Origin of the sequence: Cupriavidus necator A5-1, from assembly GCF_000744095.1 — a bacterium.
Taxonomy (GTDB): Bacteria; Pseudomonadota; Gammaproteobacteria; order Burkholderiales; family Burkholderiaceae; genus Cupriavidus; species Cupriavidus necator_A.
Map to the genome: position 1 here is coordinate 2,724,859 of NZ_JQLI01000001.1, position 16,344 is coordinate 2,741,202.

General features: G+C 65.4%; 13 protein-coding genes, 3 tRNA genes and 1 pseudogene. 6 read left to right on the forward strand and 11 right to left on the reverse strand.

Annotated elements, in window-relative coordinates:
* The first annotated feature begins 39 nt into the window (after positions 1-39).
* From K307_RS12090 to K307_RS12100, 3 genes are all read left to right on the forward strand, one after another.
* A tRNA-Asn gene (locus K307_RS12090) sits at positions 40-115 on the forward strand.
* A 5-nt stretch (positions 116-120) separates the two neighbouring features.
* Positions 121-196, forward strand: a tRNA-Gly gene (locus K307_RS12095).
* Positions 197-230: 34 nt separating this feature from the next.
* Positions 231-305 (forward strand) — tRNA-Thr (locus K307_RS12100).
* 78 nt (positions 306-383) lie between these two features.
* Here the strand turns inward: K307_RS12100 and K307_RS12105 are convergent.
* The 8 genes from K307_RS12105 to K307_RS12140 all read right to left on the reverse strand — a co-directional run bounded on the left by K307_RS12105 (position 384) and on the right by K307_RS12140 (position 10,477).
* On the reverse strand, positions 384-1,907 hold the full coding sequence (locus K307_RS12105) for an MFS transporter (protein WP_042878485.1): 1,524 nt from the start codon (positions 1,905-1,907) through the stop codon (positions 384-386).
* Between the two features lie 27 nt (positions 1,908-1,934).
* The gene (locus K307_RS12110; protein WP_042878487.1) at positions 1,935-3,113 is read right to left on the reverse strand and encodes an efflux RND transporter periplasmic adaptor subunit; all 1,179 of its coding nucleotides are present in this window, start codon (positions 3,111-3,113) and stop codon (positions 1,935-1,937) included.
* Positions 3,110-4,615, reverse strand: a complete 1,506-nt coding sequence (locus K307_RS12115) for an efflux transporter outer membrane subunit (RefSeq protein WP_051974826.1) — start codon at positions 4,613-4,615, stop codon at positions 3,110-3,112. Before K307_RS12115 ends, K307_RS12110 begins: the two co-directional genes overlap by 4 nt.
* 577 nt (positions 4,616-5,192) lie before the next feature.
* On the reverse strand, positions 5,193-5,381 hold the full coding sequence (locus K307_RS46075) for an MEKHLA domain-containing protein (RefSeq protein WP_419187116.1): 189 nt from the start codon (positions 5,379-5,381) through the stop codon (positions 5,193-5,195).
* Positions 5,382-6,884, reverse strand: coding sequence for a DHA2 family efflux MFS transporter permease subunit (locus tag K307_RS12125; RefSeq protein WP_196251580.1), 1,503 nt, complete (start codon positions 6,882-6,884; stop codon positions 5,382-5,384).
* Positions 6,885-7,023: 139 nt separating this feature from the next.
* Positions 7,024-8,340, reverse strand: a complete 1,317-nt coding sequence (locus tag K307_RS12130; RefSeq protein ID WP_042878491.1) for an HlyD family efflux transporter periplasmic adaptor subunit — start codon at positions 8,338-8,340, stop codon at positions 7,024-7,026.
* A 41-nt stretch (positions 8,341-8,381) separates the two neighbouring features.
* A complete protein-coding gene (locus K307_RS12135; RefSeq protein WP_042878493.1) occupies positions 8,382-9,869 on the reverse strand; it encodes an efflux transporter outer membrane subunit in 1,488 nt (495 codons plus the stop codon).
* Positions 9,870-10,039: 170 nt separating this feature from the next.
* Positions 10,040-10,477 carry a MarR family winged helix-turn-helix transcriptional regulator gene (locus tag K307_RS12140; protein WP_042878495.1) on the reverse strand — a complete coding sequence of 146 codons (438 nt, stop codon included), beginning with the start codon at positions 10,475-10,477 and terminating at the stop codon, positions 10,040-10,042.
* A gap of 216 nt (positions 10,478-10,693) precedes the next feature.
* Between K307_RS12140 and K307_RS51040 the strand changes: the two genes are divergently transcribed.
* The 3 genes and pseudogenes from K307_RS51040 (at position 10,694) to K307_RS12145 (ending at position 12,278) form a co-directional block, all read left to right on the forward strand.
* Complete coding sequence (locus tag K307_RS51040) at positions 10,694-11,071, forward strand: amidohydrolase family protein (protein ID WP_419187152.1); 378 nt, start codon at positions 10,694-10,696, stop codon at positions 11,069-11,071.
* Positions 11,046-11,364, forward strand: a pseudogene (locus K307_RS48530) (amidohydrolase family protein); the annotation flags it as partial. The gene K307_RS51040 and the pseudogene K307_RS48530, both read left to right, overlap by 26 nt.
* A 167-nt stretch (positions 11,365-11,531) precedes the next feature.
* The gene (locus K307_RS12145) at positions 11,532-12,278 is read left to right on the forward strand and encodes a TrmB family transcriptional regulator (protein ID WP_042878497.1); all 747 of its coding nucleotides are present in this window, start codon (positions 11,532-11,534) and stop codon (positions 12,276-12,278) included.
* Positions 12,279-12,828: 550 nt separating this feature from the next.
* On the opposite strand, the gene K307_RS12150 is transcribed toward K307_RS12145, so the two are convergent.
* The 3 genes from K307_RS12150 to K307_RS12160 form a co-directional block, all read right to left on the reverse strand.
* On the reverse strand, positions 12,829-14,058 hold the full coding sequence (locus K307_RS12150) for a CaiB/BaiF CoA transferase family protein (RefSeq protein ID WP_155301132.1): 1,230 nt from the start codon (positions 14,056-14,058) through the stop codon (positions 12,829-12,831).
* Between the two features lie 41 nt (positions 14,059-14,099).
* Positions 14,100-15,269 (reverse strand): acyl-CoA dehydrogenase family protein, encoded by a 1,170-nt coding sequence (locus K307_RS12155; protein ID WP_042881892.1) that lies wholly within the window; start codon positions 15,267-15,269, stop codon positions 14,100-14,102.
* A 79-nt stretch (positions 15,270-15,348) separates the two neighbouring features.
* Positions 15,349-16,341: a Bug family tripartite tricarboxylate transporter substrate binding protein gene (locus tag K307_RS12160; RefSeq protein WP_042878500.1), complete on the reverse strand. Its 993-nt coding sequence runs from the start codon at positions 16,339-16,341 to the stop codon at positions 15,349-15,351.
* Positions 16,342-16,344 lie beyond the last annotated feature (3 nt).

Consider the following 16,344-nt stretch of genomic DNA (forward strand, 5'->3'; position numbering starts at 1 on the left):
GTTGTTGTAGAATCCGCGCTTCGCTGAAAGGCGATGTATTCCCTGATAGCTCAGTCGGTAGAGCGACGGACTGTTAATCCGCAGGTCCCTGGTTCGAGCCCAGGTCGGGGAGCCATGCATGCGGGAGTAGCTCAGTTGGTAGAGCGCAACCTTGCCAAGGTTGAGGTCGCGAGTTCGAGACTCGTCTCCCGCTCCAGATCGTTCCGGTTGTCTCGCACCCCGGCGCGTATGCCCATGTGGCTCAGTGGCAGAGCACTCCCTTGGTAAGGGAGAGGTCGGCAGTTCGATCCTGCCCATGGGCACCATCTCACTTGTCTTTGGTCCGGCATCGCGCAAGACCTGCGTGGCGCCATGCTCGTGCACGCGGTGCTGCCGGTGAGCGCTCATCGGATCACCTTTTGGACCAGGCTCACCGCGATCGCCAGCACCGCCACCGCCGCCAGTGCGCGGAAATGGTCGAGGTTCGCCAGCAGCGCGGACTGCTGCGCCAGCATCTGTGCGATCTGCGCCGTGGCGACCTCCGCGGCGCGAACCGGATCCATCGAATTCGAGAACGCCGCCGTGAAGCGCGCGTGGGTCTCCTGGTACTGCGGGTTGGCAGGATTGATCGCGCCATTCAGCGTGCTGTAGTGAAGCGTCGTCAACCACTGCTGCCCGACCGTGGCCACCGTCACGCCCAGTGCCTGGCCCATCTGCCCCAGCATGTTCTTGGCCTGCTGCGCGTGCGAGAACACCGACTCGTCGTGCATGACGCCGTTGAAAGTCTGCATGGCCGTGACGGGAATCAGCGTCATGATGAACACCCCGTAGAGCGCGAGCGCCGGCAGCACATGGCTCCACAGGTCAGGGGCGGGCGTGGCCCGGCTCATCAGCCAGGCGGAGGCCGCCAGCGCCAGGAAGCCCGTGACGAAGTACTTGCGCGGGTTGGGCCAGCGCGGCAGCAGGCGCGAGATCGTCAGCCAGGTCGCGACGCCGGCGGCCAGGCCCAACGCATAGAACTGTCCAGCGGTAGCCCATGAGTGTCCCAGCGAGCGCTGCAGCACGATCGGCAGCAGGTAGCCGTTCGAGCCCAGCGTGACATAACAGAAGGTAAAGAGCGCCAGGCCGCTCAGGTAGCGCGGCTCGACCAGGCTGCGCAGCTTGAGCAGCGGACGTGTGCTTTTCGATTCGGTCCAGATGAAGGCAAGCAGCGCGCTGGCGCCCGCAACCGCGCCGATCACCAGCCACAGCCGGTCGGCGTAAAAGTCATAGTAGGAACGCTGCAGCACGAACAGGACCAGGAAACTGCCCGCCGCCAGCGCGGCAAGCCGCACCGGATGCGCGTCCGAGCGTTGCGCCGGCGCCAGCGTGGTCGTGGGCAGGACGCTGGTGGCCGGCAGCAGCGCCAGCACGGCCGCGGCCACCAGCCAGAAGATCAACGGCCAGCGGTCCGCGGTGACGATGGCCGAGGCCAGCCAGGGCGCGAGCGCCATGCCGCAGCACACGCCCGTGGCCAGCGCCTTGATGCCGACAAAGCGCGCAGGGCTGGCCGGAATCAGATTCACCGCCAGCCGCGACGAGGTCACCATGCCCGCACAGCCCAGCGCCATCACCATGCGGCCAACCAGGAGGGCCGGATAGCTGTCGGCATTCGCACACAGGATCGCACCGGTCGCAGCCACGCCGAGCGCGGCCTGGACATAGCGGCGCCATCCCACGCGTTCCACCATCCAGCGCTGCAGCGCGATCACCACCACGGCCACGCTCGCATATGCCGCCGCGACGGTGCTGTACTCCTCGGGGCTGGCGCCGATCTCGCCCATGATGGGGGAGGCGGCAAAGGCCACCATGCCGTTCTGCAGGAAGTCGATCGAGGTCAGCGCGCCGATCGTCAGCAGCAGCAGGCCTTGGGGTTTAGCGGGTTTCATGCCGGCGTCTCCGTTGGATTGCGGTGCCTACAGGTTTTCTTCGACAATGCGGCGCACCAGTACGTCGGCGCGGGCCAGCTCGTCGGCGAACACCGTGGTGCGGTAGTTCTGGCCCGACGCATCGACGGCGACCAGCCGCTTGCCTTCGCGCGAGCGCGTATCCACCGAGACCTTCATCGACAGGCCGATCTGCAGCGGGTGGGCCGCGACTTCCGCGGGGGTGAGCGCGATGCGCACCGGCACGCGCTGCACCACCTTGATCCAGTTGCCGGTGGCGTTCTGCGCCGGCAGCAATGCAAAGGCACTGCCGGTGCCGGCGTCCTGCCCGATGACACGGCCGTGGTACACCACGCGGTCGCCGTACAGGTCGGTGGTCAGCGTGACCGGCTGGCCCAGGCGGATATCGCCCAGTTGCGATTCCTTCAGGTTGGCCGTGACCCACAGGTGGTCCAGCGGCACCACCGACATCATCGGCACGCCGGCGCTGACACGCTGTCCCACCTGCACCGAGCGCTTGGTGATCACGCCGCCGACCGGCGCAGGAATGCGCGTGCGCGACAGCGCGATGCTGGCATTGCGCACCTGCGCCGCGGCCGCCTGCACGTCGGGGTGGGAGTCCACCGAGGTGCGCTCGACCAGCGCCTGGTTGCGCTTGAGCTGCTCGGTCGCCATGGCCAGCGACGCCTTCGCGCTGCGCACGGCGTGCCTGGCGTGGACCAGTTCCTCGCCCGAGATCGCGCCACTGGCGACCAGCGCCGAGCGGCGCGCCATGTCCTCCTGGGCTCGCGCCAGCTCGGCCGAGCGCAGTTCCACGTTGGCGCGGTCCTGGCCCGCGGCGGCAAACTGGCCGCGCACCTGGCGCACGGTGCGGGCAAGCTGGGCCTGCGCCGCGGCGAGGGCGAGCTGCGCATCGACGCCGTTGAGTTCGACCAGCGTCTTGCCGGATTCGACGAGGTCGGTGTTGTCGGCGAGGATCGCAGTCACCACGCCACCTACCTGCGGCGTCACCTGCACCACATTGCCTTCGACATACGCGTCTTCCGTCGATACCCAATAGCGAGCGTGTTGCAGCCAGTAGCCGCCTGCGGCGGCGAGCGCGACGGCGACCGAGGCCGCGGCGACGATGCGCCAGCGGCGTGCCGGGCGCACGTCAGCCTGTTCCGCCGGTGGGTCGATGGCAGATTTGAGTTGGCTGGCGGGGTTCATGATGCGCTCCTTGCCGCGGGGGTTTTGGCCGCGCCGGTTTCGTTGGCGGGCGCGGCAGCCGTTTCGTATCCGCCGCCGAGGGCGCGGATCAGTTCCAGGTGCAGCGTGCGTTCCTCGGTTTCGAGATCGATCAGCAATTGCTTCTGCTGCAGGACCTGGCCTTCGGCCGACAGCACCTGCAGGTAGTTGCCGACGCCACTGCGATAGCGCGACACGGCCATGTCGTAGGCCTCCTGCGTCAGCTGCAGCGCTTGTTGCTGTTCGCCGGCGCGCTCGGCCAGCCAGCGCAGCGCCACCAGCTGGTTGACCACGTCATGCAGCGCGGTGACCAGCGTGGCGTTGTATTGCTCGGCAGCGGCGTCGTATTCCGCCTGCCTGGCGCCGAGGTTGGAGCGCAGCCGGCCACCGTCGAAGATCGGCAGCGAGATCGCCGGGCCGATGCCGAAGGTGCGGCTGCCCGCCGTCAGCAGGTCGGACAGGCTCAGGCTTTGCAGGCCCGCAAACGCGGTCAGGCTGATGTTGGGATAGAACTGGGCCTTGGCCGCCTTGATATCGTGTCTGGCAGCTTCCACGCGCCAGCGCTGCGCGACCACGTCCGGCCGGCGGCCGATCAGCTCGGCCGGCAGCGAAGCCGGGACTGCTACCGCGTAGTCATCGCGAAGCTGCGGGCGGCGGATATCGGCGCCCGCGTCCGGGCCTTTGCCGACCAGCGCGGCGAGCTGGTTCTGGGTCAGCGCAATGATCTCGTTGATCGCGGCAAGGCGCTCGCGCGTGGCGGGCAGCGCCGCTTCGGCCTGCTTCATGTCGAGCCGCGAGTCGAGTTGCGCGTCGACGCGCCGGCGCGTCAGCTCCAGCGTGTTCTGGCGCTGGCGATAGGTCTGTTCGGTCAGCGCGCGCTGCGCATAGGCGGCATCGAGCTTCAGGTAGGTCCGCACCACGGACGTGGTCAGGATCAGTTCCGCCGCGTGGTAGTCGACTTCCGCGGCGCGGGCGCGGTCGAGCGCAGCGTCGAACGTCGCCTGGTTCTTGCCCCAGAAGTCCAGCTCGTAGCCGAGGCCAAGCTGCACGTCGCTGGCCCATTTCCAGCTGCCTGCCAGCGGCCGTGGCACGAGGCCGTTCTCGCTGAAGCGCTGGCGCGTGCTCCTGGCGTTCAGGTTGACTTGCGGAGACAGCGCGGCTTCGGCACCGCCTGCCAGCGCATCCGCCTGGCGCACTCGCGCCGCGGCGATGCGCAGCGTCGGCTGTCCGGCCAGGGCCGCCTCGACCAGCGCATCCAGCTGCGGGTCGCCAAAGCCCTGCCACCATGCGCGCTCCGGCCATGCCGCCGGCGACACGGGGGTAGCGCCCAGCGACGCGGTCGCGGCGAGGCGGTTGGCATCGTCCACCGTGGCCTGCGTCTCCAGCCCCTTCATGCTGGCGCAGCTCGCCAGGAGCACGGCTGCGCCCAGTACGCCGAGGCGTCGCAAGGCCGGGACGGTGCGCGCCTTTCGTGGAATAGTCATCGCCTTTCTCCGCAACGCTTTGGCCAGCCCAAATATGCCTGCGCAGATAACTCCACATCCGAACTGCGGTGCCGCTCCACGTCGAATACGCGCGCCGCTGGCCAAAGACCGGCAAAGCCGCCGCCGATAATCAGGATCTTTCGTGCCACGGTGTTACCTCATTTCTTCAGGTGGAGATGCTGCCGGCAGACGGGGGAGTTGCGGCAGCAGGCGAAGTAAAGCGGGACAGGGCAAGCCAGCATCCCACTTCATGGGTGAAGGCCGGCAGATCGGCGTTGCCTTGCCGACTGGATGGATGCGGCCCGTCGTTACCGGGCCTGGGGTGAACCGGTTGCTACTTCACCGGCGTCAGGATCGGCATGAACCCGGGCGCGTCATGGCGATGAACCGGATCGGCGCCGCCAGGCGGATACTCTACGGCGATCATCTGGACCTTCTTTTGCCGCAGGGACGGCTTGGAGTGAATCCTAGGCTTCGGCTCAGGATGTCGGTAGTGCCGTCACGGCGCGCACGCTGTTGTCGCTTTGGCACCAATCGCGCAGTCAGTCTGAAACCGTAATCAGTCCAGCAGGTGCAATCAGATGTCTCGCGTGCGCGGGATGACGACCGCCTGGCCGTGCTGCTTGCCGTCCGCATCGAGAAGTTGCCACAGCGTCGCCTCCTCGATCATGAAGCGCTGGCCTGACTTGGTGATACGCACGCCCCTGTCAGGAACTGCATAGTCAGGCGTCCTGTCATGACTGCGGGACGTGCGTAGTCTTTTCACTCAGTGCGCAGCCGCAGCAGCGGCTGCAGAGCCGCCCCTGGCGGGCTTCGTGAACCAGATCAGCGGCACGATGGCGACGAAGATCACGCCCGAGATCCAGAAGATGTCGTTCAGGCCCAGCATGATGGCCTGGGTGTTCAGGCCGCGTTCGAAGTAGGCGACGGCCTGGCCCTGCGTGAATCCCATCGTCGCTTGCAGCGCTTCGATCGACTTGGCGTACAGGGGGTTGTGCACGCTGGCCTGTTCCGCGAGCTGCGCGTGGTGCAGGATGGCGCGGTTGTTCCAGCCGGTGGTCGCGAGCGACGTACCCACCGCACCGCAGAACACGCGAACGAAGTTTGACAGGCCTGCGGCAGCGGGAACCTTTTCGGCCGGCTGGCCGGACAGGATGATGGCCGTCAGCGGCACGAAGAAGAGTCCGGTCGGAATGCCTTGCAGCAGGGTAGGCAGCACCAGCGTGTAGGTATCCACGCCCGTGGTGTAGTGCGAGCGCATGAAGTACACCGCCGCGAATCCCAGGAAGGAGAGGGTGGCGAGCACGCGCAGTTCTGACTTCGGCAGGATCTTGCCCACCACCGGGGCCATCAGCACGGCGAAGATGCCCAGCGGCGCGGTCACCAGCCCGGCGTTGACGGCGGGGTAGCCCAGGTATTGCTGCATCCACTGCGGCAACACGACCAGGTTGGCGAAGAAAACCGCAAAGGCGACCGAGATGGCGACGGTGCCGGCCAGGAAGTTGCGGCCCTTGAACAGGCGCAGGTCGATGATCGGATTGGGTTCGGTCAGCTCCCAGATCACGAAGAAGATGAAGCTGAGCATTGCGACGATGCCCAGCCCGATGATGACGGGCGAGCTGAACCAGTCCAGATCCTTGCCCTTGTCGAGCATGATCTGCAGCGACGCAACCCAGGTGACCAGCGAGGCCAGGCCCACCACGTCGATCGACAGCTTGCGCGTCGGCGTTTCGCGGTCGCGGTAGGTCGCCCAGGTGACGGCGGCGGCGAACAGGCCGACCGGCACGTTGATGTAGAAGATCCACGACCACGCGTAGCTGTCGGTCAGCCAGCCGCCCAGCGCCGGGCCGGCGATGGGGCCGACGGTGGCGGTAATGGCCCACAGCGCCAGCGCGGTGGCGCTCTTTTCCTTGGGGTACGACGACAGCAGGATCGACTGCGACAGCGGGATCAGTGGCCCCGCCACGGCACCCTGCAGGATGCGCGCGGCGAGCAGCGTGGTCAGGTTGGGCGCCACGCCGCATAGCCAGGATGACAGCACGAACAGCAGGATGGCGCCGACGAACAGGCGGACCTGTCCGATGCGCTGCGTGAGCCAGCCGGTCAGCGGGATCGCGACAGCATTGGCCGCGGCGAACAGCGTGATCACCCAGGTGCCTTCGTCAATCGACACGCCGAGGTTGCCGGCGATCGTCGGGATCGCCACATTGGCGATCGACGAATCCAGCACGTTCATGAAGGTGGCCAGGGCCACGGCGAAGCTTCCCATCAGGAGCTTGCCGCCGGTGAGCGGGGCTGGCACGAGTGAGGTCTGGGCTTGGGATTGCAAGATGCGCTCCGGGGTTTTGGGCCGCTTTTTCTGATGGGTCAGTTAAATTGGCGCGGGAAGGCGATTGGCGTGATGCCGCTCATGCGCCGGAGGCGGTGCCGGCAGCTTGCGCCGTGCGCTGGATCGCCTGAGGTTGCTGCGCAACTTGCGAAGCTGGCGATGACTGCCCCTCAGCTGACTTGCCGTTGCTGTTCTGCGCGATGATCCGCGTGATCTCGCGGTTGGCCTCTTCGCCGTAGCGCTGGAACACGTCGGTGCGATAGGCGGTGCGATAAGTGGTGTGTTCGGGCACTTCCGCGCCCGGGCTCAGGTGCGAACCGGAATTCTTGCGCGTTTCCACGTCGACCTGCATTGACAGCCCGATCTGCAGCGGATGCTTGCGCAGCTCCACCGGATCGAGCTGGATGCGCACCGGCAGGCGCTGCACGACCTTGATCCAGTTGCCCGTGGCGTTCTGCGCCGGCAGGGCCGAGAACGCGCTGCCGGTGCCGGCCGACAAGCCGATCACCTTGCCGTGATAGGTCACGCTGCTGCCATACAGATCGGCCTGGAGTTCGACCGGCTGGCCGATGCGGATGTGCTTGAGCTGGACCTCCTTGAAGTTGGCATCGACCCACACGCCGTCGAGCGGCACGATGGCCATCAGCGGGTTGCCGGGGGCAACGCGCTGGCCCACCTGCACCGAGCGCCGCGCCACATAGCCGGTCACGGGTGCCGGCAGCGAGTTGCGGGCGTTGGCCAGGTAGGCGTCGCGCACCTTGGCGGATGCGGCCTGCACGCTGGGATGGTCGGCGACGCTCGTCTTGTCGGTCAGCGCATGGTTGGCGGCAAGCTGCTGGCGGGCGGTCTCGAGCGCGGCTTCGGCGGCCTTGACGGCGTCACGGGCATGCGCCACGTCTTCCGCCGCGACGGCGCCGGATTCGGCCACCTCGGTGCGGCGGCGCAGGTCGTCCCGGGCGCGGGCCAGGTCTGCCTGGCGTTGCTGGACGGTGGCACCGAGCACGTCATTGTTGACATAGAGCGCGCTGATCTGGCGCACGGTCTGGCCGAGGGTGGCCTCCGCATTGGCCAGCGCCACCTTTGCATCGGCAGCGTCGAGGGTCACCACGGGCTCGCCGGCCTTCACGATCTGCGTGTCATCGGCATTCACCGCGACCACCGTGCCGGCGACCTGCGGCGTGAGCTGGACGAGGTTGCCGTTGACGTAGGCATCGTCGGTGTGCTCGTGGAAGCGGGCCACGGTGTAGTAGTACGCGCCGTAGCCGGCGGCGGCGAGCGCGGTGGTCAGGCCGAGCAGGGCCAGCAGGCGCTTGCGGGTGTTCCTGGCGGGCGTCGGTGCGGCCGCGGCGGGTGCGGTTTGCGGGTCGGCCGGGGTGGTCTTGGTCGTATCGTTCATTGCGTCAGCTGTCACTGTGATTGTTTGCGTCGAGAGGAGAGTCAGCGGACCAGGGCCGCCTTTGTGGTCGATTCGGAAGCATCGGTAAAACCGCCGCCCAGCGCGGCCGCCAGCGCAATCTGCCGGTCGCGGCGGTTCATGCGCAGGTTGGCCACCACCTGGCTGCTGCGCAGCGCGTTGGTCTGCGCGTTTAGTACGGTCAGTTGCGTGGTCAGGCCGGCCTTGTACTGCGCCAGCGCCAGCGTCAGGGCGCGTTGCGCGGCGGTGTCGCTGCGCACGGCATTGTCGATCTGCGCGTCGACGGCGCGGATGTCAGAGAGTTGGGTGGCCACGTCGGTCAGGGCGTTCACCAGCGTCTCGTTATAGTTGGCGACCGCGAAGTCAAAATCTGCGTAGCGGCCCTTGAGCTGGGCGCGCAGCGCGCCGCCGTCGAAGATCGGCAGGTGGATGGCGGCGCCGCCCGAGGCGGTGCGGCTGGCGGCGCGCAGGAAGCGGCCCCAGCCGATGGCATCCAGGCCGATCATCGCCGTCAGGTTGATGTCCGGGTAGAACTCGGCCTTGGCCACCTTGATGTCGTGCAGGGTGGCGTCGACGCGCCAGCGCGCGGCAACGATGTCGGGACGGCGCGAAACCAGGTCGGCCGGCAGGTTGTCGGGCAGGCGGACTTCGTCGCCGGCGCCGAGGTTGGGGCGGGCGATCGCCTGGCCGCGGTCCGGGCCCTGGCCGAGCAGCGCGCCGAGCTGGTAGCGGGTGCGCTGGATGCTGCCTTCCAGCGCGGCGACGGCGACTTCGCTGGCGGCGAGATTGGCCTCGGCGGTGCGTTTCTCGACTTCGGTCTCCAGGCCCATGGTCACCCGGCCGTTGGTCACGCGCAGTACTTCGCGGCGCTGTTTGACTTCATCCCTGGAGATATCGAGCAGCGTGTAGAGGCGGGCGAGTTCGTTGTAGGCGCGCGCGATGGCGGTGCTCAGCGTCAGCTTCACCTGTTCGGCCTCGGCTTCGCCGGCATGCACACCAGACACCGCGGACTTCAGCGCCTCGCGGTTCTTGCCCCACAGGTCGAGGTCATACGAGGCATTGATGAACGCCTTGTTCTCCGACTGCCACGTCCCGGCGAACTGCGGCGGCACCATCGCGTTTTCCGTGTAGCGCTGGCGGTTGAACGAATAGCCGGCGCCCACCTGCGGCAGCGTGTTGGCATTGGCGCCCTCGCTGAACGCCACCGCGGAGGCCACGCGGGCACGGGCCTTTTCCAGTGCCGGGCTGCCCTGCAGCGCTTCGGCAATCAACGCCTTGAGCTGGGCGTCGCCGAACTGGTCGGCCCAGTCCGCCGAAGGCCAGTGGCCTTGCTCGGCGGGGATGCTTTGCGTGGTGGCGTAGGTGGTGGGTTCGGCGATTCGCTTGTCGCTGCGGATGCCGGCGTAGTTGGCACAGGCGCTCAGGACTGCAGCTACCAGCACCGAGAGCAGGGGACCGGCAAAGCGGCGGGCCAGGCTGGGCGCGGCCGGGAGAGTAATTTGACTGTGCATTGTCTGATCTGTCAGTTAAATGCGTAAAGAAAGGGACGATCTCGGGCAGTTGGCGCAGGCAGCAGGCACTTCGGGCCATCAGGACGGAGAGGGCGGGGCCGGCGAAGCCGGCGCGCCTGGCGCAATCTCTGACATTTGCACCCTCAACTAAATGGGCAAAAAAGACGCGCTCACGCGTCCGCAAATTTGGCGAGCAGCCGGCGGAACTCGGAAAATTCTTCCTTGCTGAAGTTCCTGAGGCGCTGATTGAGTACTTTGGGGGCCACGTCCGGGATGCGCTCGGCAACTTCCTGGCCCTTTGGGGTCACCGTCAGGTTTACCACACGGCGATCGTCGAGACTGCGGCTGCGTGACAGCAATCCCTTGGCCTCCAGCTTGTCCAGCATGCGGGTCATCAGGCCGGTGTCGATGCCAAGCACCTTGCTCAATTCGAAGGGGGTGGTAGCAACGCCATGCGTGAGCGACATCAGGATCCCCATCTGCTGACCAGTGATGTCCAGATCCTTCAATGCCGCATCCATTTCCATCAGCAGCGTGTTGCGCGCGCGGTTGAGGAAGAAGCCGATGCTCTGGGTGATCTGGAAGTCTTCCTTTGAGTAGTGGTCCATGACGCGGATTCCTTGATTGCTGACCTGGACAATAGCTGATCTGTCAGATAATCGCAAGGAAAAATTTGTGATGCATATCAAATACGCTGCGCAACAAGGCCGGATCGGCGAGCGCACGCTAGGAACAAATCGGAAGTCTCAGCAATTGGCTAACGGGGCGATCCGGCTCTAAGTTGCTGTTACCCGTAGATGCCCAAACTACGTGGCAATCGTTCAATGCCGAGGTGTCGATCTCAATCGACGGCGCACACCCAACGCCCCAGTCTCGCGTACGGCGATGACGATGACCGAGTGTCCTACGTCAATGCGTCCGGCCCATCGATTCTCTGCACATCTCGCAATACCCACGCGACCAAGCCAGAACCCTCCAGGCTCAACAATTCCATCCACGACGGACGATTTGCAGCCGTTGGCGGCGACGCCGAAATCCTGTCTCTGGCAGGACCGGCAACGAACGTGATCGACCTTAAGGGACGGTCCGCCTTGCCAGGACTGATCGACAACCATACGCACGTCGTGCGCGGTGGCCTGAATCCTCTACGCCACGCTGGCCAAGGGCCCAAAACTGCTGTATCCGCAACGGAATCTCCTTGACCGTGATACCGCGCTCCGCATGTGGACAGAGAAGGTGGCGTGGTTCTCGAACGAGGAAGGCGCCAAGGGTCAAGTCATGGCCGGTCAATTGGTTGACCTGATCGTTCCGGACCGCGACTTACTTCTTCACCTGTCCTGAAGACGAGATTGTGAACACGACGTCGGACCTGACGATCGTCGGCGGCCGCGTTGTCTACGGGGCAGGCGATTTCCAGCATCTTGACCGCAATGCGCCACCGCCGGCGATGCCTGACTGGTCTCTCGTCCGCAAATTCGGTGGCTTCGGCGCCTGGAAGCTGGAGCGGAGCCCCTCAAGCAGGTCATGGGTAACGGCAAGATGTAGGGTATGGACGCGCAAACCATATCGCCTACAGTATGGGGGGACGGCGCGGCACCCCGTGCGCGCCACGCGTACCATTCGCCTCAAATCTGGAGCATCGACTAGAAGAGGATCCGATCCATGAACATGGTTGAAATGCTGCAAGCGGCGGGCATTGATGGCCACAAGGCCGACTTTTACCTCGCCTCACTGGAACTGGGCGAAGCAACTGTTGCTGCAATCGCACAAAAGGCAGGTATCGGGCGAACTAATGCCTACGAAGTGCTGGACAGGCTCGTAGCGTCGGGCTTCGTATCGACGATCCAGAAAGGCGCACGCTCTTATGTAATTCCACAGGATCCGATCATGCTGTTACGCAAGATCGAATCTCAGCGTCAAATCATTCAGGAGGTTCTCCCTCAACTCCGCTCCATTCACAATTCCTCTGGAGGAAAACCGAAAGTCCGATTTTTCTCGGGATTGGAGGGCATCAAGACTGTCATGAGTGAAACGCTGGAATGTCAATCGAAAGAAGTCAGCGCGATTATGTCTAACAGCGAGCTGTTCCGTACCCCAGGCTTTGACTTCATCAATGATCTTATAGCCCGTCGCGCGAAGGCAGGGATCAATGTGCGCGTCATTCGTACTGGGCCGGGCGATTCTCGGGATTTATGGCGATCGTCAAAAAAGGACCGGCGAGAACTTCGGTGCGCACCGGAGGACTTTGAAATCGGTGTGACAACTTATCTATTCGACGACAAAGTGTCCATCATTTCCTCACGTGCCGAACACTATGCACTGTCGATCCAAAGCCCGGAGTTCTTTGCTTTTCAGATGAGCCTCTTCGAAATACTTTGGAGCGTTAGCGCTCCAGTTAGTGCGAGCTAAGCCCAAGGTTTGACTCGAGCCAGCGCTCGCTCTTCGGGCAACACGCATCGTGGGATGCGTGCATTGCGCCTGCCGCAGCGACCGCCGCCCTGACAAGGCAGTGGATCCGCGCAATCTCGGCCGCAAGCGACGCACTTGGCGGGAGTCCACTGCCGCTCCTGGCCCATAGTCACTAAGGGCTCGGACGATTCATCGTCAAATCAGACACGGCCCGCTAGCGTGCCACCACCAGGACGGATCGTCTCAAAGACACAACGGCCTGACACGTTCTGAGGATCCCGGATTTCGATATACCCAACGTGTCGGCTCGCTTGCTCTATCTGGACCGTTAATTTCAATCGCCCCGCCATGCTCCAACTCGTTCTGGGATCGGAGCGTGTCAGTATTTGCGGGCCGGATACGCTCGCCCGGATGAAAGATCTCCGGGCGCTGGTAGACGTCCGGAAAGGGGCGCCCCCGCTTGCCAGGCGAATCCATGCTTGCATGGACCCGCGACCTTGTCGGCGCGGGCGACAGCCGGGGCCATAGCCGGGGTGATAAGGGGCGGGCGCTAGCGAATGGCGCCCGCGCCGCGCATCGATTCAATCTCGTTCTTCTCATAGCCGGTCGCCAGCAGGATCTCTTCGGTGTGCTCGCCCAGCATCGGGGCGCGCTGGCGGATGCTGCCGGGCGTGCTGCTGAGCTTGATTGGCACCCCGGCGATCTTGACCGGCACGGCCGAGCCCGGCTGGTCCACGTCGACCAGCATGTCGCGCACACGGTAGTGCTCATCCTCGAAGATTTCGGCCGAGGTGTAGACCGGGCCGAACGGCACCTTCCCGCCCAGGCACTGCGCAAGTTCTTCCTTGGTGCGCTGTGCGGTGAAGGCTTCGATTGCGTCGATCACGCGCTGGGCATTCCGTACGCGGGCGGCGTTGGTGGCGAACGCTTCGTTGCTGCCCATTTCCGGGTGGCCAATGGCGATTGCCAGCTTTTCCCAGAAGGCGTCGGTCGCACAGGCGATGGAGACGTAGCCATCGCGCGCGCGGAACACCCCGAACGGGCAAAGCAGCGGGTGGCGGTTGCCCTCTGGCGTGGGGACCGTGCCGGTGTAGGAGGTCTGGTAGACGATGCGCTCGCACATGGCCAGCACCGCGTCGGTCATGGCCACGTCGACAAACTGGCCTTCGCCGGTGTCGCGGGCACGGTGCACGGCGGCCAGGATGCCGATGCAGAGCATCAGCGCCGGGACGGTGTCGCCCACGCCGGGGCCGATCTTGGTGGGGGTGTCGCGATCCGGCCCGGTGATCCCCATCATGCCGCCCATGGCCTGCGAGACCACGTCGTAGGCAGGCCAGTGCGCATAGGGGCTTTCGCCGCTGCGCGGGTCGCCGAAGCCGCGCACGGTGCCGTAGACCAGGCGCGGATTGGACTGGCGCAGCGTTTCGAACGACAGGCCAAGCCGCTCCATCACGCCGGCGCGGAAGTTCTCGACGACGATGTCGGCGTGGTCGATCAGCTTGCGCACGATCTCGCGGCCCGCTTCCGTCTTGAGGTCCACGGCGATCGAGCGCTTGTTGCGGTTGACGCTCTGGAAATAGCCGCCGAATTCACGCAGGGTGTCGTCTTCGCGGAATGGCCCGGTGATGCGGGTACCGTCGCCGGTCATGGCCTCGACCTTGATGACGTCGGCGCCGTGGTCGGCCAGGATCTGCGTGCAGAACGGGCCCGCCAGCATCTGCGTGAGGTCGACCACCCGGAGGCCGGCGAGGGCGCCGGTGGCTTTGTGCGGGGGCTGCATGCGTGGGTCCAAGGGGGCCTCCATTGCTGTCGCAGGGGTTTTCATTGCGCGACAGCCTTGCCGAGGAGCGCATCGGAGATGATCCGCATCTGGATTTCCGAGGTGCCTTCGAAGATCTTGGTGAGGCGCGCATCGCGCCAGTAGCGCTCGGCCGCGAAATGCGTGGTGTAGCCGGCGCCGCCATGGATCTGGAGGCCTTCGCTGGTGACGCGCTCGGACATCTCGCTGGCAAAGAGCTTCACCATCGAGGCTTCGGTGTCGGTGCGCACGCCTTCGTCGATCTTCTCGCACACGGCGTAGAGCAGGGCACGCGACGCCTCGATCTGCGTGGCCATGTCCGCCAGCTTGAAGCGGATCGCCTGGAAGTTGCCGATGGGCGTGCCGAACTGGGCGCGATCCCTTGCAAATTGCAGTGAATCCTCCAGGCTGCCCTGCGCCAGCCCGATCGAGCGCGCGGCCGTGTGCGCGCGGGCGGTCTCCAGCCCGGCGGTGGCGAGGTAGAACGCCTTGCCTTCCTCGCCCACCATGCACGATGCCGGCACGCGGCAGCCGTCGAACGCCAGTTCCCAGGTGGTCCAGCCGTGATAGCCGATCTTGGGGATGACACTGCCCTGCACGCCATCGGGCAGGGCGCCGCGAGGCTTTTCGAGCATGAAGGCGCTGAGGCCGCGGTGGCGCGCCTTGGTGTCGACGACGGGATCCGTGCGGCAGATCACTAGGATGAAGTCGGCCTGGTCGGCAAAGGTGCACCAGTACTTGCTGCCGGTGATGATCCACTCGTCGCCGTCACGCACCGCGCGACAGGAGATATTGGCCACGTCGGAACCCGCGTTCGGTTCGGACAGCGAAAACGCGCCAAGGAACTCGCCGCGCGCCATGCGCGGCAGGTACTCCGCCTTCTTTTCAGGTGACAGGGCCTTGAGCGCGCCAATGAGGCCGTTGCCGCGCGCGATCAGGCTGCCGACGCTCATCCAGCCGCGCGAGAGCTGCTCGGCCACCAGGCAGTACTCGTAGGCGCCCAGCCCGAGGCCGCCGTATTCCTCGGGAATCAGGATACCGAAGTAACCCAGTTCCGCCATCTCGTCGATCAGGTCACGCGGGATCTGGCCCTTTTCCGGATCCAGCTTGTTGGCGAGCGGCAGCACGCGTTCGATCGTGAACTGGCGCGCCGCCTCCTGGATCATGCGCCGCTCTTCGGTCAGTCTTTGCACCTTGAACTCCTTCTTTGTGGTCCTGCTGTACCCATCGCTATGTACGTACATGGCAGCAGGGGAATTTTTTGGGGGGACACTACTCCGGCTGGATGCCGGCGATGGCGATCAGGCGCTTCCAGACTTGCTGGTCTTCCACGATGGCCTTGCTGACCTCCGGGCCAGTGGCCGGATACGCTGCGCTGCCGCGGCTGGCGTAGTGCGCGGCCGCTTCCGGTGACTTCACGAACTCAAGGCTCAGGCGGGAGAGCCGCTCCACGATCGCAGCCGGCGTGCCGGCCGGTGCGAACAGACCCGTCCAGTTGATCATGGTGAGTTCAGGCATGCCGGCCTCGGCCAGGGTCGGCACGTCGCCCAGCGCCGGAATGCGGGTCGGGCCCATGACCGCGAGCGCCCGCATCTTGCCGGAGCGCACATGCGGCGCCACCGCGGAAGCATCGACGCCGGCGTAGTCGACCACGCCGCCCATCACATCGGTGAGCAGGTTGCCCTGCGTCTTGTAGGGAACGTTGACCGTGCGCATCTTTCCCGCTTCCCGGAATGCGGCCATGAGGATCTGGAAGCCCGTGCTGCTGGTGCCATAGTTCAGTGAGTCCGGCCGCGCGCGCGCTGCCGCGGTCAGGTCGGCGATGGTGCGATAGGGCGAAGAGGCGGGTACGACGATGGCGACAGGCAAGGCGTGCAGGCGTGCGACCGGCACGAAGTCTTTCGCGGGGTTGTAAGGGAGTTGCTTGAACAGGTACGGATTGGCCGCCATGGTGCTGGAACCCGCGTAGAGCAGGGTGTAGCCGTCCGGCGCGGCCTTGGCCACGTAGTCGGTGCCGATGATCATGCTGGCGCCGGGCCGGTTCTCGATCACCACGCTCTGGCCCAGCTTCTGGCCAAGGTATTTCGCCAGCAGGCGCGAATAGTCGTCGAGGCCAGTGCCGGGGCTGGTGACCGATACGATCTTGACCACGCGTTCGGGATAGTTCTGCGTCTGGCCGCCTGCCGGCAAGGCCAGGCCGAGCAGCGTGCCGAGGGTTGCCAGGCCGATCAGGTGGCGCCTGGCGGGTGCTTGGTTCTTGGTCATGCT

What these genes read in the sequence shown, in the direction of transcription:
- K307_RS12105 (WP_042878485.1), bottom strand. Translation starts at nt 1,907, where the DNA reads ATGAAACCCGCTAAACCCCAAGGCCTGCTGCTGCTGACGATCGGCGCG.
- K307_RS12110 (WP_042878487.1), bottom strand. Translation starts at nt 3,113, where the DNA reads ATGAACCCCGCCAGCCAACTCAAATCTGCCATCGACCCACCGGCGGAA.
- K307_RS12115 (WP_051974826.1), bottom strand. Translation starts at nt 4,615, where the DNA reads ATGACTATTCCACGAAAGGCGCGCACCGTCCCGGCCTTGCGACGCCTC.
- K307_RS12125 (WP_196251580.1), bottom strand. Translation starts at nt 6,884, where the DNA reads ATGGGAAGCTTCGCCGTGGCCCTGGCCACCTTCATGAACGTGCTGGAT.
- K307_RS12130 (WP_042878491.1), bottom strand. Translation starts at nt 8,340, where the DNA reads ATGAACGATACGACCAAGACCACCCCGGCCGACCCGCAAACCGCACCC.
- K307_RS12135 (WP_042878493.1), bottom strand. Translation starts at nt 9,869, where the DNA reads ATGCACAGTCAAATTACTCTCCCGGCCGCGCCCAGCCTGGCCCGCCGC.
- K307_RS12140 (WP_042878495.1), bottom strand. Translation starts at nt 10,477, where the DNA reads ATGGACCACTACTCAAAGGAAGACTTCCAGATCACCCAGAGCATCGGC.
- K307_RS51040 (WP_419187152.1), top strand. Translation starts at nt 10,694, where the DNA reads ATGCCGAGGTGTCGATCTCAATCGACGGCGCACACCCAACGCCCCAGT.
- K307_RS12145 (WP_042878497.1), top strand. Translation starts at nt 11,532, where the DNA reads ATGAACATGGTTGAAATGCTGCAAGCGGCGGGCATTGATGGCCACAAG.
- K307_RS12150 (WP_155301132.1), bottom strand. Translation starts at nt 14,058, where the DNA reads ATGCAGCCCCCGCACAAAGCCACCGGCGCCCTCGCCGGCCTCCGGGTG.
- K307_RS12160 (WP_042878500.1), bottom strand. Translation starts at nt 16,341, where the DNA reads ATGACCAAGAACCAAGCACCCGCCAGGCGCCACCTGATCGGCCTGGCA.